The sequence below is a fragment of the Microbacterium sp. Z6_144 genome, from assembly GCF_057197625.1.
Genome location: NZ_JBXVPT010000001.1, coordinates 2,182,618 through 2,198,246 on the forward strand (window position 1 = coordinate 2,182,618; position 15,629 = coordinate 2,198,246).

The 15,629-nt window shown below is 69.9% G+C and carries 17 protein-coding genes and 1 pseudogene; 8 read left to right on the plus strand and 10 right to left on the minus strand.

Annotated features, from left to right (window positions below; all coding sequences use genetic code 11):
- Positions 1-58 precede the first annotated feature (58 nt).
- Together dapA and AC2DGY_RS10690 are read right to left on the minus strand one after the other, a co-directional pair.
- Positions 59-1,036: a 4-hydroxy-tetrahydrodipicolinate synthase gene (dapA, locus tag AC2DGY_RS10685; RefSeq protein WP_484509669.1), complete on the minus strand. Its 978-nt coding sequence runs from the start codon at positions 1,034-1,036 to the stop codon at positions 59-61.
- Positions 1,037-1,283: 247 nt separating this feature from the next.
- Positions 1,284-2,048, minus strand: a complete 765-nt coding sequence (locus AC2DGY_RS10690; protein ID WP_484509670.1) for an SDR family NAD(P)-dependent oxidoreductase — start codon at positions 2,046-2,048, stop codon at positions 1,284-1,286.
- Positions 2,049-2,083: 35 nt separating this feature from the next.
- On the opposite strand from AC2DGY_RS10690, the gene AC2DGY_RS10695 reads away from it, so the two are divergent.
- The 3 genes from AC2DGY_RS10695 (at position 2,084) to gadC (ending at position 6,063) form a co-directional block, all read left to right on the plus strand.
- Positions 2,084-2,638, plus strand: coding sequence for a DUF6578 domain-containing protein (locus AC2DGY_RS10695; protein WP_484509671.1), 555 nt, complete (start codon positions 2,084-2,086; stop codon positions 2,636-2,638).
- A 443-nt stretch (positions 2,639-3,081) separates the two neighbouring features.
- Positions 3,082-4,458 (plus strand): glutamate decarboxylase, encoded by a 1,377-nt coding sequence (gad, locus tag AC2DGY_RS10700; protein WP_484509672.1) that lies wholly within the window; start codon positions 3,082-3,084, stop codon positions 4,456-4,458.
- A 9-nt stretch (positions 4,459-4,467) separates the two neighbouring features.
- Positions 4,468-6,063, plus strand: a complete 1,596-nt coding sequence (gene gadC, locus AC2DGY_RS10705; RefSeq protein ID WP_484509673.1) for a glutamate/gamma-aminobutyrate antiporter GadC — start codon at positions 4,468-4,470, stop codon at positions 6,061-6,063.
- A 386-nt stretch (positions 6,064-6,449) separates the two neighbouring features.
- On the opposite strand, the gene AC2DGY_RS10710 is transcribed toward gadC, so the two are convergent.
- From AC2DGY_RS10710 to thyX, 4 genes and pseudogenes are all read right to left on the minus strand, one after another.
- Positions 6,450-7,088, minus strand: a complete 639-nt coding sequence (locus AC2DGY_RS10710) for a YhgE/Pip family protein (RefSeq protein WP_484510005.1) — start codon at positions 7,086-7,088, stop codon at positions 6,450-6,452.
- A gap of 96 nt (positions 7,089-7,184) precedes the next feature.
- A pseudogene (locus AC2DGY_RS10715) lies at positions 7,185-8,261 on the minus strand (YhgE/Pip domain-containing protein); the annotation flags it as partial.
- The gene (locus AC2DGY_RS10720; RefSeq protein ID WP_484509674.1) at positions 8,258-8,851 is read right to left on the minus strand and encodes a hypothetical protein; all 594 of its coding nucleotides are present in this window, start codon (positions 8,849-8,851) and stop codon (positions 8,258-8,260) included. The gene AC2DGY_RS10720 and the pseudogene AC2DGY_RS10715, both read right to left, overlap by 4 nt.
- 230 nt (positions 8,852-9,081) lie before the next feature.
- The gene (gene thyX, locus AC2DGY_RS10725) at positions 9,082-9,825 is read right to left on the minus strand and encodes an FAD-dependent thymidylate synthase (protein ID WP_484509675.1); all 744 of its coding nucleotides are present in this window, start codon (positions 9,823-9,825) and stop codon (positions 9,082-9,084) included.
- A gap of 105 nt (positions 9,826-9,930) precedes the next feature.
- Between thyX and AC2DGY_RS10730 the strand changes: the two genes are divergently transcribed.
- The 4 genes from AC2DGY_RS10730 (at position 9,931) to AC2DGY_RS10745 (ending at position 12,368) form a co-directional block, all read left to right on the plus strand.
- A complete protein-coding gene (locus AC2DGY_RS10730) occupies positions 9,931-10,368 on the plus strand; it encodes a thioredoxin family protein (protein WP_484509676.1) in 438 nt (145 codons plus the stop codon).
- Positions 10,361-10,924, plus strand: a complete 564-nt coding sequence (locus tag AC2DGY_RS10735) for a DUF4395 domain-containing protein (RefSeq protein WP_484509677.1) — start codon at positions 10,361-10,363, stop codon at positions 10,922-10,924. Before AC2DGY_RS10730 ends, AC2DGY_RS10735 begins: the two co-directional genes overlap by 8 nt.
- A 120-nt stretch (positions 10,925-11,044) precedes the next feature.
- Positions 11,045-11,470: an OsmC family peroxiredoxin gene (locus AC2DGY_RS10740; RefSeq protein ID WP_484509678.1), complete on the plus strand. Its 426-nt coding sequence runs from the start codon at positions 11,045-11,047 to the stop codon at positions 11,468-11,470.
- A complete protein-coding gene (locus AC2DGY_RS10745; protein WP_484509679.1) occupies positions 11,463-12,368 on the plus strand; it encodes a TIGR01777 family oxidoreductase in 906 nt (301 codons plus the stop codon). The genes AC2DGY_RS10740 and AC2DGY_RS10745 overlap by 8 nt, the downstream gene beginning before the upstream one ends.
- Before the next feature lie 19 nt (positions 12,369-12,387).
- On the opposite strand, the gene AC2DGY_RS10750 is transcribed toward AC2DGY_RS10745, so the two are convergent.
- On the minus strand, positions 12,388-12,843 hold the full coding sequence (locus AC2DGY_RS10750) for a hypothetical protein (protein WP_484509680.1): 456 nt from the start codon (positions 12,841-12,843) through the stop codon (positions 12,388-12,390).
- Positions 12,840-13,652, minus strand: a complete 813-nt coding sequence (gene dapB, locus AC2DGY_RS10755; RefSeq protein WP_484509681.1) for a 4-hydroxy-tetrahydrodipicolinate reductase — start codon at positions 13,650-13,652, stop codon at positions 12,840-12,842. The genes AC2DGY_RS10750 and dapB overlap by 4 nt, the downstream gene beginning before the upstream one ends.
- Before the next feature lie 31 nt (positions 13,653-13,683).
- Between dapB and AC2DGY_RS10760 the strand changes: the two genes are divergently transcribed.
- On the plus strand, positions 13,684-14,151 hold the full coding sequence (locus AC2DGY_RS10760) for a GNAT family N-acetyltransferase (RefSeq protein WP_484509682.1): 468 nt from the start codon (positions 13,684-13,686) through the stop codon (positions 14,149-14,151).
- On the opposite strand, the gene AC2DGY_RS10765 is transcribed toward AC2DGY_RS10760, so the two are convergent.
- Together AC2DGY_RS10765 and AC2DGY_RS10770 are read right to left on the minus strand one after the other, a co-directional pair.
- Positions 14,131-14,775 (minus strand): GrpB family protein, encoded by a 645-nt coding sequence (locus AC2DGY_RS10765; RefSeq protein ID WP_484509683.1) that lies wholly within the window; start codon positions 14,773-14,775, stop codon positions 14,131-14,133. The two genes, AC2DGY_RS10760 and AC2DGY_RS10765, sit on opposite strands and share 21 nt — an antisense overlap.
- A 234-nt stretch (positions 14,776-15,009) precedes the next feature.
- Positions 15,010-15,612 carry a histidine phosphatase family protein gene (locus AC2DGY_RS10770; RefSeq protein WP_484509684.1) on the minus strand — a complete coding sequence of 201 codons (603 nt, stop codon included), beginning with the start codon at positions 15,610-15,612 and terminating at the stop codon, positions 15,010-15,012.
- Between the last annotated feature and the right edge of the window lie 17 nt (positions 15,613-15,629).

Below are 15,629 nucleotides of genomic sequence, written 5' to 3' on the forward strand. Positions count from 1 at the left end.
AGCCTCCTCGGGACGGCGAAGCATCCCTTCGTGGGGCTCGCTCAACGCGAGCCCGTTGTCATCGTGTGGTGCCGTGCACCTTCGGCAGCGCGCCACCGGCGGCCGCGTTGCGATCGGGACGGAAGTTCGAGAAGTCGGCGCCGGGGACGTCGCGGACGAGAGCGAGTTCGTCCTCGATGACCGCGGCCTCCCACTCTTCGGGGCCGACGAGGGGAAGCCGGACCCGGGGACTGGTGATGCGTCCCAGGCCATGAAGGATGTACTTCGCCGCGACGGTACCCGGCACGTGCGTCATGACCGCGCGCACGAGCGGTTCCAGCCGCTTGTGCTCGGCGGTGGCCGCTGCGAGATCGCCGCGGTTCACCGCATCCACGATCGCGCGGTAGGGGGCTGCCGCGACGTTGGCGGTCACTCCGATGAGTCCGACGGCACCGATCGACAGGTGCGGGAGGACGTTCGCGTCGTCGCCGGAGAAGTACATGAGATCGGTCTGGTTCAGCACCCGGCTGACCTCGCTGAAGTCGCCCTTGGCATCCTTGATGGCCAGCACGTTCGGGTGCTTCGCGATCCGGAGGATCGTCTCGTAGCGGATGGGAACGCCCGTGCGGCCGGGGATGTCGTAGAGGATCACCGGCAGGTCGGTCGCGTCGGCGACGAGCCGGAAGTGCGTGAGGATGCCCGCCTGAGTGGGCTTGTTGTAGTACGGCGTGACGATCATGATGCCGTCGGCGCCGGCCTTCTCGCTGGCCTTGTACAGCTCGATGGCGTGCGCGGTCTCGTTCGATCCGCCGCCGGTGATGATCTTCGCGCGGCCGGCGGCGACGTCCTTGCCCACCTCGACCAGACGGAGCTTCTCGGGGTCGGTCAGGGTGCTGGTCTCACCGGTGGTGCCGGTCACGACGATGCCGTCGGCGCCCGCCACGATCACGTCGTCCATGTGCTTCTCGACGGCGGGCCAGTCGACCTCGCCGTCGGCCGTCATCGGGGTGACGAGCGCGACGAGCACCTGCCCGAAGGGATTGCCCGAATGCGTCATGTTCTCAGGGTATCGGTCGGCGCGGCGTCGCCGCCGCATCCTGGCGCCCAGGCGTTCGCAGGGGGTTCTGTCGCCCGAGGCTGGCGGGCGGGGCGGGCGGGCGCAGCGGGCGCCGGCGCGGGGGTGGGCGTGCACGTCGGGAGGAGAAGTGCACTCGGGAGGGCCGAATCCGGCACTCACCCCCTCCCCAAGCGACATCTCCTCCGCCAGCGCACAGGTATCGGGAGGTTCGGAGGGGGAGGCCGCGTCAGCGGCCGCGACCGGCGGCCTTGACCACCACGGCGTCGGGCAGGAGACGGGAGGCGGTGACGAGCGCCTTGTATCTGCGGGACGGGATGGAGACCGACCTGCCCCGGCCGAGGTCTCGGAGCGACTCGCGGACGACGTCCGGCGCGTCCAGCCACATCCAGGCCGCGATCCCCTCCTCGCCCGGCGGCAGTCCGAGCCGCTCGTGGAAGTTGGTGTGCACGAAGCCGGGGCAGATGGCCGTCACGGTGACACCCCGGTCGCGGTACTGCACGTTCGCCCACCGGCTGAAGCTGACGAGCCACCGCTTCACGGCGCCGTAGGTGCCCCGCGGGATCAGCCCCGCGACGGACGCGACGTTGAGGATCTTGCCGCTCCCCCGCGCGAGCATGCCGGGCAGCGCCGCGTGCATGAGCCGCATCGGCACCTCGACGTGCAACTGAAGATGCCTCACCTCGTCCTCAATCGGGTTCCGCTCGAACGCCAGCGGCAGGCCGTAGCCGGCGTTGTTCACGAGCAGGTCGATCGGATGCTGCCCATCGGACAGGCGCGCGACCACCGTGTCGCGCTGCTCGGCGTCGAGAAGGTCGGCGACCAGCACCCGGGCCGAAACCCCGTGCGCGTCGCGGACGGAGGTGGCGAGTGCCTCCAGCGCGTTGCGGTCGCGGGCGACCAGCACGAGATCCATCCCCCGCGCGGCCAGCTGTCGCGCGTACTCGGCGCCCAGGCCGGAGCTGGCTCCCGTGATCAGTGCCGTGCGTGCCATCACGGCCAGCCTAGGACCGCCGTTAGCCTGGCGCCATGACGCGCGTGTGGCTGACCGGATGGGAATGGGGATGCTGCGGGGAGCCCTTCCGCGTGGGCGACGCCGTCGACTTCGGCATCGCCTCCCGCACGGGCGATGCGTGGCTTCACGAGCTCCTCGGATCCGACCTCGCCGCAACCGTCGACGCGGTCGAGTCGCACCACGAGAAGGAGTTCCCCGACCGGGTGCGCGGGGTCGTCACGGCCGTGCACGCGGTCGCGATCGGATACGTGGAACGCCGCGAGCTGCGCCGTCCGGGGCACGGCGCGCCCCCGGATGCCGTCGCTCCACGACCGGGCGAGGAGTGGCCGGAAGCTCGGCGACAGGTCGGCGACGGGATCTTCATCGGTACGCGCCCGTCGCGGTACGTGGTCGTCTGCGAACCCGTTCCGGACAGCGCGACCCTTCATCCGGTCGAGGGGGTGCGTCTGGCCGAACCAGAGGGCGGAGCCGTCATACCCACCAGGGACCCTCTGCCGGACCCGTCCCCGGAGCGCCGTCTGCGATCGACGGCCGGATGGCTCGTCGACCTCGAGGCTGACCGCGCGTGACCGGGCAGCGGCCGACCGTCACCCGATCCCTTCGGTCACCGTCTCGTTGTACGAGAACTCCAGGTCGAGGTTTCGACCGAGTAGTGGTCGCGGGTGGCGTCCCTCGCGCCTGCGCACATGGGACCGTCTCCGATGGGTGCTCGTTCGTCTCACGTTGGAGGCCTCGGTACGTCCGGCCCAGACCGCATCGCCAGGGGCGAACGACCCACAACAATCGCTGCTGCTCGGCGCGACCCGCCGCTGGTTCCGCCGCTCTGCGCCGCATTCTCCACGCGCGCCGCCGCTCCGACGGGCCATCCGTCCGGGGGGACGAACGACCCTGGTCCGGCCGCGTGCCCCCGACGTACGCTCGCCACGGGTGCACGGCCGCGGACTCCTCGTCGGCCGTCGCACCTGTGACGACCACCTACTTGTGGCCGCTCGGGAGCTAGACAGGAGATGTCATGAACGCATTCCAGGCCAGCGGTGATCTGACTCCGAGGTTCGCGCGGCCCGGTGAGGCGACCATCGCCGCCCGCCACGTCATCCCCCAGGAGGAGTCCCTCCCCGACACCGCAAAGCAGATCGTCGACGACGAGACGATGCTCGACGGCAACTCCCGCCTCAACCTCGCCACCTTCGTGGGGACCTGGATGGACGAAGACGCCAAGCAGGTGTACGAGGCGTCGTTCGACAAGAACATGATCGACAAGGACGAATACCCGCAGACCGCGGCTATCGAGGACAACTGCTGGCACATGCTGGCGAACCTCTGGAACGCGCCCGACGCCTCCCAGAGCATCGGCACGTCGACGATCGGTTCGTCGGAGGCCTGCATGCTCGGCGGCCTCGCCTTCAAGCGGCGCTGGCAGCAGTCTCGCCGCGTCGCCGGGAAGGACACGTCCAAGCCGAACCTGGTGATGTCATCCGCGGTGCAGGTGTGCTGGGAGAAGTTCTGCAACTACTTCGACGTCGAACCCCGGTTCGTGCCGATCAGCATGGACCACAAGACCCTCGACGGGTACGGGCTCGAGAAGTACGTGGACGAGAACACGATCGGCGTCGTGGCGATCATGGGGGTCACCTACACCGGCATGTACGAGCCGGTCGCCGAGATCGCCAAGGCGCTGGATGACATCGAGGCCACCACCGGCCTCGACATCCCGATCCACGTGGACGGGGCATCCGGGGCGATGATCGCGCCGTTCCTCCAGCCCGACCTCGTCTGGGACTTCCGCCTCGAACGCGTGCACTCGATCAGCACCTCGGGCCACAAGTACGGGTTGGTGTACCCGGGCCTGGGCTGGGTGGTCTGGCGCAACACGCAGTGGCTGCCCGAGGACCTGGTGTTCCAGGTGAGTTACCTCGGCGGGCAGATGCCGACGTTCGCCCTGAACTTCTCCCGCCCCGGCGCACAGGTGCTGCTGCAGTACTACATGTTCCTCCGCCTCGGCTTCGAGGGGTACCGCGCCGTGCAGCAAGCGTCGCAGGACGTCGCGAAGTACCTCGCCAAAGGTATCGCCAAGATCGGCGCCTTCGAGTTGTGGAACGACGGCAGCGACATCCCCGTCTTCGCGTGGTACCTGAAAGACGGGCACACCAAGAACTGGAATCTCTACCATCTGCAGGATCGACTGCGGATGAAGGGCTGGCTCGTGCCGGCGTATCCCATGCCCGATGACCTGAGCGATCTGACGGTGCAGCGCATCGTGGTCCGCAATGGTCTGAGCATGGACTTGGCCGCCGAACTGCTCGAGAGCATCGAGACCGAGACCGCCTACCTCGATGCACTCGAATCGCCCATGCCCGTCGAAGCTCAACACTCCGGTTTCCACCACTAGGCGGCGGAGATGTCGACCAACGCATCGAATCAGACAGCGGATGCTGCCGCGAAGGCCGCGTCCAATCATCCGCTCACGTCCCGCAAAGTCGTCACGAGCTTCCTGGGAGTCGGCCAGCTCGCACTGCTGACGCTCGTGGTCGTGGCGAGCCTGCGTTCACTCCCCGCGATGGCCGTGTACGGGCTCGGGAGCGTCACCCTCTACATCATCCCCGCCGTCCTCTTCCTCATCCCGACCGCGCTCGTGGCCGCCGAGCTGGCCACAGGGTGGAAAGGCGGTGTCTACGTCTGGGTTCGCGAGGCCTTCGGCAACCGCTGGGGGTTCACGGCGGTCTGGCTCCAGTGGATCCAGAATGTCGTCTGGTACCCGACGCAGATCGCGTTCATCGCCGCGGCGCTGGCGTTCGTGTTCGTCGACCCGTCGCTGGCGAACTCTGGGCTGTTCACCGCGATCGTGATCCTGGTGCTGTACTGGGGGTCGACGCTCATCACGCTGCGCGGCGGCAACCTCTTCGCCAAGCTCGGCTCGTGGGGCGGCATCCTCGGCACGCTCCTGCCGGCCGTGCTGCTCATCGTGTTCGGCTTCATCTGGCTCGGCACCGGCCAGAAGAGCGAGGTGCCGCTGGACGCCTCGGCGATCATCCCGCCGTTCACCGGCATCGCCTCCATCGTGCTGATCGTCTCCAACGTGCTGGCGTACGCGGGCATGGAGGTGAACGCCGTCCACGTCAACCAGATGAAGGATCCCGGCAAGGGGTACCCGCGGTCGGTGCTGCTGGCCTCGATCCTGATCCTTCTGGTGTTCATCCTGCCGACGATCGCCATCTCGATCGCCGTGCCGGAGAAGGAGCTGGGGCTCACCAACGGCATCATGCTCGCCTTCCAGGCCTACTTCGACAAGTGGGATCTCGGATGGGGAACCGCGGTGGTCTCCGCGCTCATCGCGGCCGGCGCGCTCGCATCTGTCATCACGTGGATCGCCGGTCCGTCGAAGGGTCTGCTCGCAGCGGCCGAGACCGGGCTGCTCCCGCCGGCCCTGCAAAAGCGCAATAAGGCGGGGGTCCAGTCCGGCATCCTCATGCTGCAGGGCACCATCGTGACGATCCTGGCGGCGATCTTCGTCGTCGTGCCCAACGTCAGCGCCGCGTTCGTCGCTCTCGTCGACATGGCCGCGGCGATCTACCTCATCATGTACATGCTGATGTTCGCCGCCGCGATCGTCCTGCGCCGCAAGGAACCTGACGTGAAGCGCACCTACCGCGTACCGGCGATGAACCTCGTGGCCGGTGTCGGATTCGTCGGGTGCCTCGCCGCGTTCCTGCTCGCCTTCATCCCCCCTGATGGATTCACGGCGTTCCCACCCGCGGTGTACCCGTGGATCGTGGGTGTGGTCATCGTGGTGCTCGGCGCTCCGCCGCTCGTCTTCTACGCCCTCCGCCGACCTGGATGGGACCGCCGCAGCGAAGCCGACAAGACCAAGCACGGCACCCACGACGAGGATGACGCCCAAGGCAACTCGGAGTCAGGACCCACCGCCTCGGCGGCGCGCCCCCCGACGACGGGATCCGCGCGGGGTACGAACAAGTCGAGCCGGACGCCGGATTAGAAAACCCAGAGCCAGCGAGCCCGTCGTGGTCGTCACGAAGGCGCCCCAGGGTTACCCGCTGCGCACGCCCGCGTGACGAGCCCCGGTTCACGACGCGGACCGCTTGAGAGCAGCGGGCAGGGTGATTCGTCGGTGCTGGAGGCGCCGTGGCTCTCGATCCTCAGCGGAGGCATGCTGGGTGCGCCCGGCTTCCGAACGCCACACCGACGACAGCACGCCCGCGAAGGCGGCCGCCACCCCGGGCACGACGACGCTGAGGGGGGCCGGCATACCACGGCGATGCCCGGCTGGCTCGCAACAGCCGGTGGGTGTGGCGAGGGAGCTGCGAGGGGGTAAAAGCCGCGCATCCATCCCCCGTCCTTCTCGGCCATCGATGGGCCGAACCGCTACTGGATGATGCTGGGTTGGAGGTCGCCCAGGGTGAAGAAGCGGGTCATCCGCGTGACGCCCGCCGTGGCCACGATGGCCGCCACCAACGCCCAGCACAGGACCACCCCTATGTCGGTCCAGACGCGGGAGAGGTCGCCGCCGTACATGACCTGACGCAGCGCGTCCACGACGAACCCCATCGGCAGCACGTGGTGCAGCGCCGCCAACGGCGCAGGCAGGGTTTGCCAGGGGAAGGTGCCCCCCGCCGTCACCAGCTGGAGGACCATGAGGACGAGCCCGAGGAACTGACCCACCGCTCCCAACCAGATGTTCAGGGCGAGGATGATCCAGGTGTACGAAGCCGAGGCGAACACGAGCAAGCCCAGCACCGCCGCCGGGTTGGCGAATCTGAACTGCAGGGCCAGCGCAAGCACGGCGAATAGCCCGACCATCTGCACCGCTCCGAGCAGGGCCGGGGTGGCCCATCCGGCGATCGTCACGCGCACCGGCACCTCCATGGCGCTCACCGCCCGACGCGAGACCGGCTTGACGATGAGGAACAGCGCGTAGATCCCGATCCACGCCGCCAGCGCGGCGAAGAACGGCGCCAGCCCCGCGCCGTAATTCTGCGCGGTGGCGAGCGATGTGGTCTCGATGCGGACCGGCTCGGCCAACGTGGCGCTCTGCTTTTCGCGCGTCGCCTCATCGGCGTCGGGCACCTGTCCGGCGCCGTCCTGCAGCCCGGTGGTGAGCTCGCCCGCACCGGCCGACAACTCGGTGATTCCGGCGGCCAGCTGGTCGATGCCGCCGCGCAGCTCGGTCGCCCCCGATTCCGCTGACCCCAGTCCCCCGGCCAGGCTCGACGCCCCGGCAGCGACCTCCCCCGCCCCGGCCGAGAGGCGGTCGATTCGCGACACCGCACCCTGCACGCGGTCGTTCAGGCTGCGGAGCCGGTCACCCACCGGCTGGAGACGGGCGAGGGCCTGGTCGATCTGATCCGGAGGGAGACCCGCGTCGGTCAGGACCTGGACGAGATCGGCCTGCACCTGCGGAAGGTCGGCAGTGGCCCGCGCGGCCAGCGCGCCCGCGTCGTCGGCGACGCCGTCCAGTTCTCGCACGCCGGCGGCGACCTCCTGCGCTCCCACCGCCAGGCTCTCGCTTCCCTCGCGCAACTGCGCGGTCCCATCGAGGAGTTGCTGCGATCCTGAGCGCAGCTGCTCGGCGCCGGCCCCGGCCGTCGACAGTCCCTCAGAGAGTTGCCCGGCTCCGGACGCGGCCTCCAGCAGTTTGGCGCGGATCTCGGCGAGGCCGCCCAGCACAGCCAACGCCGCCTCATCGATCACCTTCCGGGCGATGACGTTCTGCACCCGCTGGACGGCCTGCGTGCCGATCGAGGAGGCCAAGTAATTGTTGGCGTCGTTCGTGCGCAGTTCGATCGCCGCGCGCTCAGGCGCGGATCCTGTGATCGAGGCGACGGCCTCCGAGAAATCGCGGGGCACGACGATGAGAAACTCGTATCTGCCGTCCCGAAGGCCAGTCTCCCCGGCGCGCTCGCCGACGACGCTCCACTGAAACGTCTTGCTCTTGCGCAGTTCCTCGGAGATCTCGTCGCCGAGATTGCGCTGCTCGCCCTGGATCTGAGCGCCCGCGTCCAGGACGACGATTCCGGCGGGAATGCTCCCGAGCCGCTGGTACGGATCCTGGTTCGCCCACAGATAAAAGCCCCCGTAGAGGATGGGCACACACAGCAGTGCGACGAGGGCGAGGGCCGACATCGGTCTCGACACCAACCGCCGCAACTCGGCGGCCACCATATGGGAGATCTTCATGACGCACCGGTCTGGCCCGCCGCGATCGCCCGCGGCGCCGGGTCGTCGGGCACGCCGATGCGCGCACCCAGGACGAGGCGCGAGGCCTCCCCGGCGATCACGAGCACGGCGAACCGGCGGGCGGCCAACTCGGCCACGAGCGACCACCAGTCGCGAGGATCTGCACCGTGGCGATCGGGTGACACCAGCACCAGTCCGCTGACGTTCTTGCGCAGCACCGCCAGCTCACACAGTATGCGCAGACGCCGTACCGGTTCGAGGTTGCTGACCGGACGGCGGGCGGCGTCGCTCATCCCCTGTTCGCGCAGCCAGCGTCGCGCCGCGACCGGCCCCGAACGCTGACCGGCGAACATCAGCTCCTCCGCAACGACAGCCGCGACGGCCACGTTGGGTTCGGGCGCCGAGACGTCCGGGGCGTCGACGAGGGCCACCATCCGGCGCAACGCACGCGCATCGGGTCGGCCGTCGAGGAGCACCGCGCCGGTGTCCGGTCGCATCCGGCCCGCCGCCAGCAGTCCCAGGACCGTGGGTCGCTGCTCCGTCTCGGCCAGCCCGAACGTCGTCCGCCCGGTTTCGAACTCCACCGTCATGGGCGGGAGTGCATGAGCGCGTTCGTCCTTGCCGACGCCGTCCAGGTGGACGCGCACGGCTCACACCACCTTCAGCACCGTCACGGTTCGGGCGCGGAGTGAGCATGAATCGGCCATGTCCACTCCCTCCGGGCGAGGGCCTCGCCGCTGCTCACTCTCGCCGCGGCGGGAACGAATGACCAGAGACTAAAGACCCAATCGGAGGAAGCGCGTCATGCCGCCGGCGTCACTCAGGGAGCCACGCGGCCGTTCGCGTTGAACGCGGAGTGGGTGAGCGGCATGAGCTCGGTCCACAGGGTTTCCATCTTCTCTGCACACATCTCGATCTCCCGCTGCGGGAAGGACGGGAAGTGAGTGCCCTCGACTTTCGTGCGCAGCGACAGGAAGTTCATCAGCGAGCGCGCGTTCATCGTCACGTACATCGACGAGTAGATGTTCAGCGGCAGCACGATGCGCGCGACCTCGCGGGCGACGCCGGCGGCCAGCATCCGCTGGTACGCCGAGAAGGCGAATTCCGCGGCATCCTTCGTCGCGGTGTCGACGATCGCGTGCTGCTCGGGGGTGCCGGGGAGGAACTCGTAGGCGCCGGGCTTGCCGACCTGAACGAGATTGCGCTCGGGAGCGGGAACGTAGAAGACCGGTCGCAGCTCGCGGTAGCGGCCGGATTCCTCGTTGTACGAGGCGATGCGGTGGCGCATGAACTCGCGGAAGACGAAGATCGGCGCCTGCACGTAGAAGGTCATCGAGTTGTGTTCGAAGGGCGAGCCGTGCCGGTCGCGCATGAGGTAGTTGATGAGGCCCCGGTCGCGACCGGAGGCCTCGGTGCCGGACTGCGCAGCCTCGAGGGTCTGCTCCCCCTGCGTGGACACGCGGGCGGCGAAGAGCACATCGGCGTCCGACGCGCTGGCTCGCACCAGTTCGACGGTGACGTCACTGCGGAATTCGATCTCGGGGCGGATGTCGGGGTCGGTCACCGTGCCACCCTACTGCGAGCGGCCGACCGCCGATCGTTACGCCCGCCGCGTCATATCGAAAATGGCGGCCCCACCCCGAGCCCCCCGGCGCTAGCCTGGGTCCTGATGACGATCCTCGATGCCACCCTCGCGCTCTCGGTCCTTCTGGCCGCGACCGTCGTGGGCGGGCTCGCGCTCCGCCACCGCGCGGGGCGGGTCCGCCGGCACATCCCCCACGAGATCGTCCAGCCCGAGCGTCTGGGCGCCGACGGACTCGGGGAGAGCGCGACGCTGCTGCAGTTCAGCACCGACATGTGCTCCCGCTGCCCGGGGGTGCACCGCATGCTGTCGTCGGTCGCGGCGGGCCACGACGGGGTGCGCCACCTCGATGTGGACCTCACGCACCGCCCCGACATCGCCAAGCACTTCCACGTCCTGCAGACCCCGACGACGCTCATCCTCGACCGCCACGGCGCCGTGCAGTCGCGGATCGGCGGCGTTCCCGGCCGCGACATGCTCGAACTCGAACTCGCCCGCCTGACCACGGAGGCCGCCCGTGCCTGATGCCGAATCACGCCGGATCGATCCGCGCGGGCCGCGTTTCGGCGCCGCGATCACCGCTGTCCTGCTCGCCGTCGCGCTCGTTCCGGCGCTGACGGGCATCTCCACCGCCCGGGCGCCGGAGCAGCTCACGGGAGACTTCGCTTTCGTCAGCGGGGCATGGTCCGTGGCCGTTGCCCCTCTCTCGGCACGCATCCTCGACCCGGGCTTCCTGCTCGTTCTCGTGATCGCGCTGCTGTTCCTGTGGGGCGTCGTGTCGCCCCGCACCGCGCCGTGGGGCGTGCTGTACCGGCGGGCCGTCCAACCACGGCTGCGCCCGCCGAGCGACCTCGAAGACCCGCGTCCGCCGCGCTTCGCGCAGGGGGTGGGCCTCTTCGTGACGGGCGTGGGCCTCGTGCTGCATCTGGCCGGCGTGCCGTGGGCGCTGCCGATCGCCGCCGCGATGGCGTTCGTGGCCGCGTTCCTCAACGCCGCCTTCGGGCTGTGCCTGGGCTGCCAGCTGTACCTGCTTCTGCAGCGCGCGGGCATCCTCGGTCGTAGCCGCCCGGCCGCTGCCTGAGCACGCTCGCGGCTACCACGCGCACCCGTCGCTGTCGAGACATCCCGTCGCCTGCGGGAGCCGATTAGGCTCGCACCGACGCCGCCGACGCGGCGCCACCGTCGACCCTGGAGGTATTCCATGACCGTCACGAGCGAAGCCAGCACCGCCTGGAAAGGGAGCCTCTTCGAGGGCTCCGGACAGGTGTCCCTCGCCACTTCCGGTACGGGGACGTTCGACGTCAACTGGAAGGCGCGCAGCGAGGGCTCCGCATCCGTCACGACGCCGGAGGAACTGCTCGCCGCGGCCCACTCGGCGTGCTTCAGCATGGCGCTCTCGAACGCCCTGGCCGAGAACGGCACGCCCCCCGTGTCGGTCGATGCCACCGCATCCGTGACGTTCAAGCCGGGCACCGGAATCACCGGGAGCCACCTGAACGTCAACGCCGTGGTCCCGGGCATCGACGCCGAGACCTTCGAGCGCATCGCCGCAGACGCGAAGGCCAACTGCCCCGTCTCGCAGGCCCTCGCGGGCATCGAGATCACCCTCGAGGCAACGCTTGCCTGACACCCGCATCGTCGTCGCGGGCGCTTCCGGGCTCATCGGAAGCGCCCTCGTCGACAGCCTGCGGTCCGACGGCGTGGAGGTCACCACCCTCGTGCGTCGCCCGGCGTCGGCACCCGGTGAGGTCGAATGGCTCACCGGGCCCGAGCCCCTGAACCCCGACGTGCTTGCCGGCGCGGACGCAGTCATCGGGCTCAACGGTGCCACGATAGGCCGGTTCCCCTGGACGCCGGCGTACAAGAGCACGCTCCTGTGGTCGCGCATCACCCCCACCCGCACCCTCGCCACCGCGATCAGGGCGCTGGGCGCGGATGCCCCGGCCTTCCTCAGCGCGTCGGCGGTGGGGTACTACGGCTCGGCGCCGGGCGAGCGGCTGACCGAGCAGTCGCTGCGGGGGGACGGGTTCCTCGCCGACCTGTGCGGCGAGTGGGAGGGGGCTGCCCGCGCGGCCGGCCCCCACGCACGCGTCACGCTCCTGCGGACGGCCCCTCTCGTGCACCCCGACGGGGTGCTCAAGCCGCTCCTGCTGCTCACCCGGCTCGGGCTGTCAGGTCCGATCGGACGGGGAACGCAGGTCTGGCCCTGGATCTCGCTCGAGGACGAGGTGCGCGGCATCCGCCGTGTCCTGGACGAGAAGATCACCGGTCCCGTGAACCTCACCGGACCCGCGCGCGCCACGGCGAACGACCTCGGCTTCGCGCTCGCCCTGCGGATGAATCGCCCCTACCTTCTGCGGGCGCCCGCCTGGGCCGTGCGTCTGGTGCTCGGCCGGGACGCGACGGAGGCGATCCTCACCTCCGACGCGCACGTCGTCCCCGAGGTGCTCGAGCGGACGGGGTTCACGTTCCGGCACCCGACCGTGGAGTCGGTCATCGACGCCGTGGTGCCGCGCGCGGCGTGATCCCCCCGCACCGCGGGCATCAGCCGGTGCGCCGGCGTTCGGTCCCCTCGAGGCGGATGGCGCGGCGGATGGCCTCACGGGCGCGACGCCGATCGGATGCGGCGTCGTAGGCCAGTCCGAGCCGATACCAGGAACGCCAGTCGTCGGGGTTCTGCTCCACTCCGGCGCGGTAGTGCGGGAAGACCGCATCGCCGTCCTCTCGCACCACGCGACCGCTCGGGCGCACCGCGACGGTGTCTTCGGGGAGATCCCCGTCGCGCTCGAGGCGGCGCCCCAGCCGGTCGGCCCGCCAGCCGAACCACAGCTCGCGGCCCAGCGCCCACGCCGCCAGCAGGGGAAGCACGATGAGCGCGACACCCAGGGCGACGCCGACCGCGTCACCGCTGGCCAGCAGGAGCCACGCGCGCTGACCGACGAGGACGATGTACAGCAGCAGGACCGCCGCCATCAGGGCGACGCCGATGCGGGCGGTCATACGTTCGTCGAGCGGGCGACCTGGCCGGGCACCGCATCCTCGGCCACCGGAGCGCCCTCGCGGGGCGCTTTCGTGCGCACGCCGAGGTCGATGAAGCTGTCAAGACCCACGGTGACGCCGCGCGCCTCTCGCGCCGCGGCCAGGGCGATCCGGATACCGGGCGCGTAGGCGAGGGCCGGGTCGACGGTGTCGTGGACGATCGTGAGCGATTCGCCGGGCCCGGACAGGACGACCTCCTGCCGCGCGATTACACCCGGCCGGCGGAGGGAGTGGACGGGCACGCTGGCGACCTGCTGCCCGCGGGCGCGCTGATCGACGTGGGGCGATTCGACGGGCCCCACCTCGGCCCGCGCGGCTCCGATCATCTCCGCGGTGCGCACCGCCGTGCCGCTGGGGGAATCGACCTTGGTCTCCCGGTGGGCCTCGATGATCTCGATCGAGGGGAACAGCGGGGCAGCGACCGCGGCCAGGACGCTTCCCACCACCGACCCCAGCGAGAAGTTCGGGATGAACAGGGCGCCGGTGCCTGCGGCCTCCACGAGGGGACGGATGAGAGCGATGCGCTCGTTCGACCACCCCGAGGTGCCCACGAGCACGTTGATCCCCCGTTCCACCGCCGCGCGCACCACGTCGATCGAGATCGCCGGCGAGGACGCATCCACGACGAGGTCGGCGCCATCCATCTCACCCAGAGCCGACGTGGACGTGAGGACGGCCGTCACCTCGAAGCCGGGCTCGTCATCGACGACCGCCCGGATGACTCGGCCGAGCTTGCCGGTCCCGCCCACGATGGCCACGCGCGTCGTCATGCCCCCAGCCTAGGTGTCCTACCCTCGGAGCATGGTTACGATCCGTCCGGTGGGCGTCGACTCTCCCGATGCCCACGCGCTGCTGGAGGAGTACTTCGCACTGCGCGCCTCGATCTTCCCCGGGGGCCAGTACCGCGTCACGTTCCCCTCCCCCGAGTCGTTCCGGGAACCCGACGGCGTCTTCCTCGTTCTCTACGACGGCGAGGAGCCCGTCGGCTGCGCGGGCATCCGGCGGCTCGCCGACGGTCCGCTCGGCACCCGCTTCGAGGTCAAGCACCTCTACGTGTGCGATGCGGGCCGCGGCCGAGGCTGGGGGCGGATGCTGCTGGAAGACCTCGAACGGCGCGCGATCGAGTCAGGCGGCACCGACATGGTGCTGGACACGCATCACACCCTGGATGCCGCCGGCAGCCTGTACGCGCGGTCCGGCTACGTGCCGATCGAGCCGTATAACGACAATGCCAACGCGACCGTGTGGTTACGGAAGGTGCTGGTCTGACGCACCGGCGCCCGAGGATGACTGGTCCACCGGCCTCGCCCACCGCACGAAGGCATCCTGGACCTCGTCGAAGAACGCCGTCTTCGCGCGCGTGTAGTCGTCGTAGTCGGCTTTACCGGCGTTCTCGGCGGACAGCGCGCGCTTGACCTGCGCGTACCGCTCCCGCGCGGCGCCGTCGGCGCGCAGCCAGTCGCGGAACCAGACGGTGTACCGGCCCCACGGGGAGTCGGTCCGGCGGATGTGCAGAATCGTCGATCCGTCGTCACCGACGAAGAGTCGCTTCTCCCACACGTCCTCGGTCACCGCCTCGTCGCCGCGGGGGATGTCGCGATCGACGCCGGGCGAGTCCGGCCGGGACCCCCTCGCGCGGACGAAGCCGATGCGGTTCAGCCGCTCGCCGAGAGCGTCCTCGGACGGCAGGGGCAGGATGCGAAGCTGCAGATCCAGGAAGGGCTTGGCCACGAGCCCCGGCACCGCGGTGGAACCGATGTGGTCGTAGTCCGCCTCATCCGCACCGTCCAGTCCCGCCAGTACGCCGCGGATCGCGGCCAGGCGGTCTCCCGCCCTCCCGATCCAGGCGGGATCGTGATCGGAGAGTTCCGCGGGGTTGTCGGTCGTGGCCATCGCGAAAGCCTACGTGCCCCGTGCGTACCGGCCCGCGCCCCGTGGCCACGCCGGCGCCGCTCCGCGTCCGGGCGTCGGGGCCCCGCCGACGCAGCTCCCCGCGCACAACTGCGGGGATGGTGCGCGGCACGCCGGTGGTGCACGCCGGGCGACGGCGTGTCACCGACGATCTCCGCCGTTGTGGATTTCGCGGCAGGCGCTTCGGCGGTACGGGCCCTCGACGGCGTGGCGGGCTCAGACGGGGCTGGGCTCGGGGAGTCCGGTCCGAAGCTCGAACGGGAGGTGGGCGAGATCGTTGTGCGCCAGCAGCGTCCAGGGGCGTCCGGGCTTCTGGGCGATGACCGTCAACCCGCAGTGCGCCTGGTTCAGCGTCATCCAGCGCCAATGAGGTGCCTGCAGCACCTCCCGCACGAACCAGGCGATGACGAAGTTGTGCGTGATCAGCAGCTCATGCACGTCACCGGATCGGCGAGCGAGGAACTCCGTCGTCGCATCGGCCATCTGGGCGCCCCCCGCCTCGATCTCAGCCTCGGTGACGGCACCGAAGAAGGGTTCGTAGGCGGCCGGCGTCTCGTCGGTCATTCCGGTGGGGATGCAGTCGAACAGCAGCGCCGACGGGGTCGGGGTCACAGCGGGCAGCCGCTCGGCGAAGGCGACCGCGGTCTGCTCGGCGCGCTGGAGGGGTGAATGCCAGACCGCATCCAGGGGAACCCCGGAGAGGCGATCGGCGACGGCGGCCGCCTGGCGAAGCCCTCGCGGCGACAGCGGACCGTCTGCCAGGCCGTGCTCGGCATCCAGATGCTCACCATGGCGCACGAGGTAGATGTAGTGCGTCACGTCAGCTCGCTTCGTCG

What these genes read in the sequence shown, in the direction of transcription:
- dapA (WP_484509669.1), bottom strand. Translation starts at nt 1,036, where the DNA reads ATGACGCATTCGGGCAATCCCTTCGGGCAGGTGCTCGTCGCGCTCGTC.
- AC2DGY_RS10690 (WP_484509670.1), bottom strand. Translation starts at nt 2,048, where the DNA reads ATGGCACGCACGGCACTGATCACGGGAGCCAGCTCCGGCCTGGGCGCC.
- AC2DGY_RS10695 (WP_484509671.1), top strand. Translation starts at nt 2,084, where the DNA reads ATGACGCGCGTGTGGCTGACCGGATGGGAATGGGGATGCTGCGGGGAG.
- gad (WP_484509672.1), top strand. Translation starts at nt 3,082, where the DNA reads ATGAACGCATTCCAGGCCAGCGGTGATCTGACTCCGAGGTTCGCGCGG.
- gadC (WP_484509673.1), top strand. Translation starts at nt 4,468, where the DNA reads ATGTCGACCAACGCATCGAATCAGACAGCGGATGCTGCCGCGAAGGCC.
- AC2DGY_RS10720 (WP_484509674.1), bottom strand. Translation starts at nt 8,851, where the DNA reads ATGACGGTGGAGTTCGAAACCGGGCGGACGACGTTCGGGCTGGCCGAG.
- AC2DGY_RS10730 (WP_484509676.1), top strand. Translation starts at nt 9,931, where the DNA reads ATGACGATCCTCGATGCCACCCTCGCGCTCTCGGTCCTTCTGGCCGCG.
- AC2DGY_RS10740 (WP_484509678.1), top strand. Translation starts at nt 11,045, where the DNA reads ATGACCGTCACGAGCGAAGCCAGCACCGCCTGGAAAGGGAGCCTCTTC.
- AC2DGY_RS10750 (WP_484509680.1), bottom strand. Translation starts at nt 12,843, where the DNA reads ATGACCGCCCGCATCGGCGTCGCCCTGATGGCGGCGGTCCTGCTGCTG.
- dapB (WP_484509681.1), bottom strand. Translation starts at nt 13,652, where the DNA reads ATGACGACGCGCGTGGCCATCGTGGGCGGGACCGGCAAGCTCGGCCGA.
- AC2DGY_RS10760 (WP_484509682.1), top strand. Translation starts at nt 13,684, where the DNA reads ATGGTTACGATCCGTCCGGTGGGCGTCGACTCTCCCGATGCCCACGCG.
- AC2DGY_RS10765 (WP_484509683.1), bottom strand. Translation starts at nt 14,775, where the DNA reads ATGGCCACGACCGACAACCCCGCGGAACTCTCCGATCACGATCCCGCC.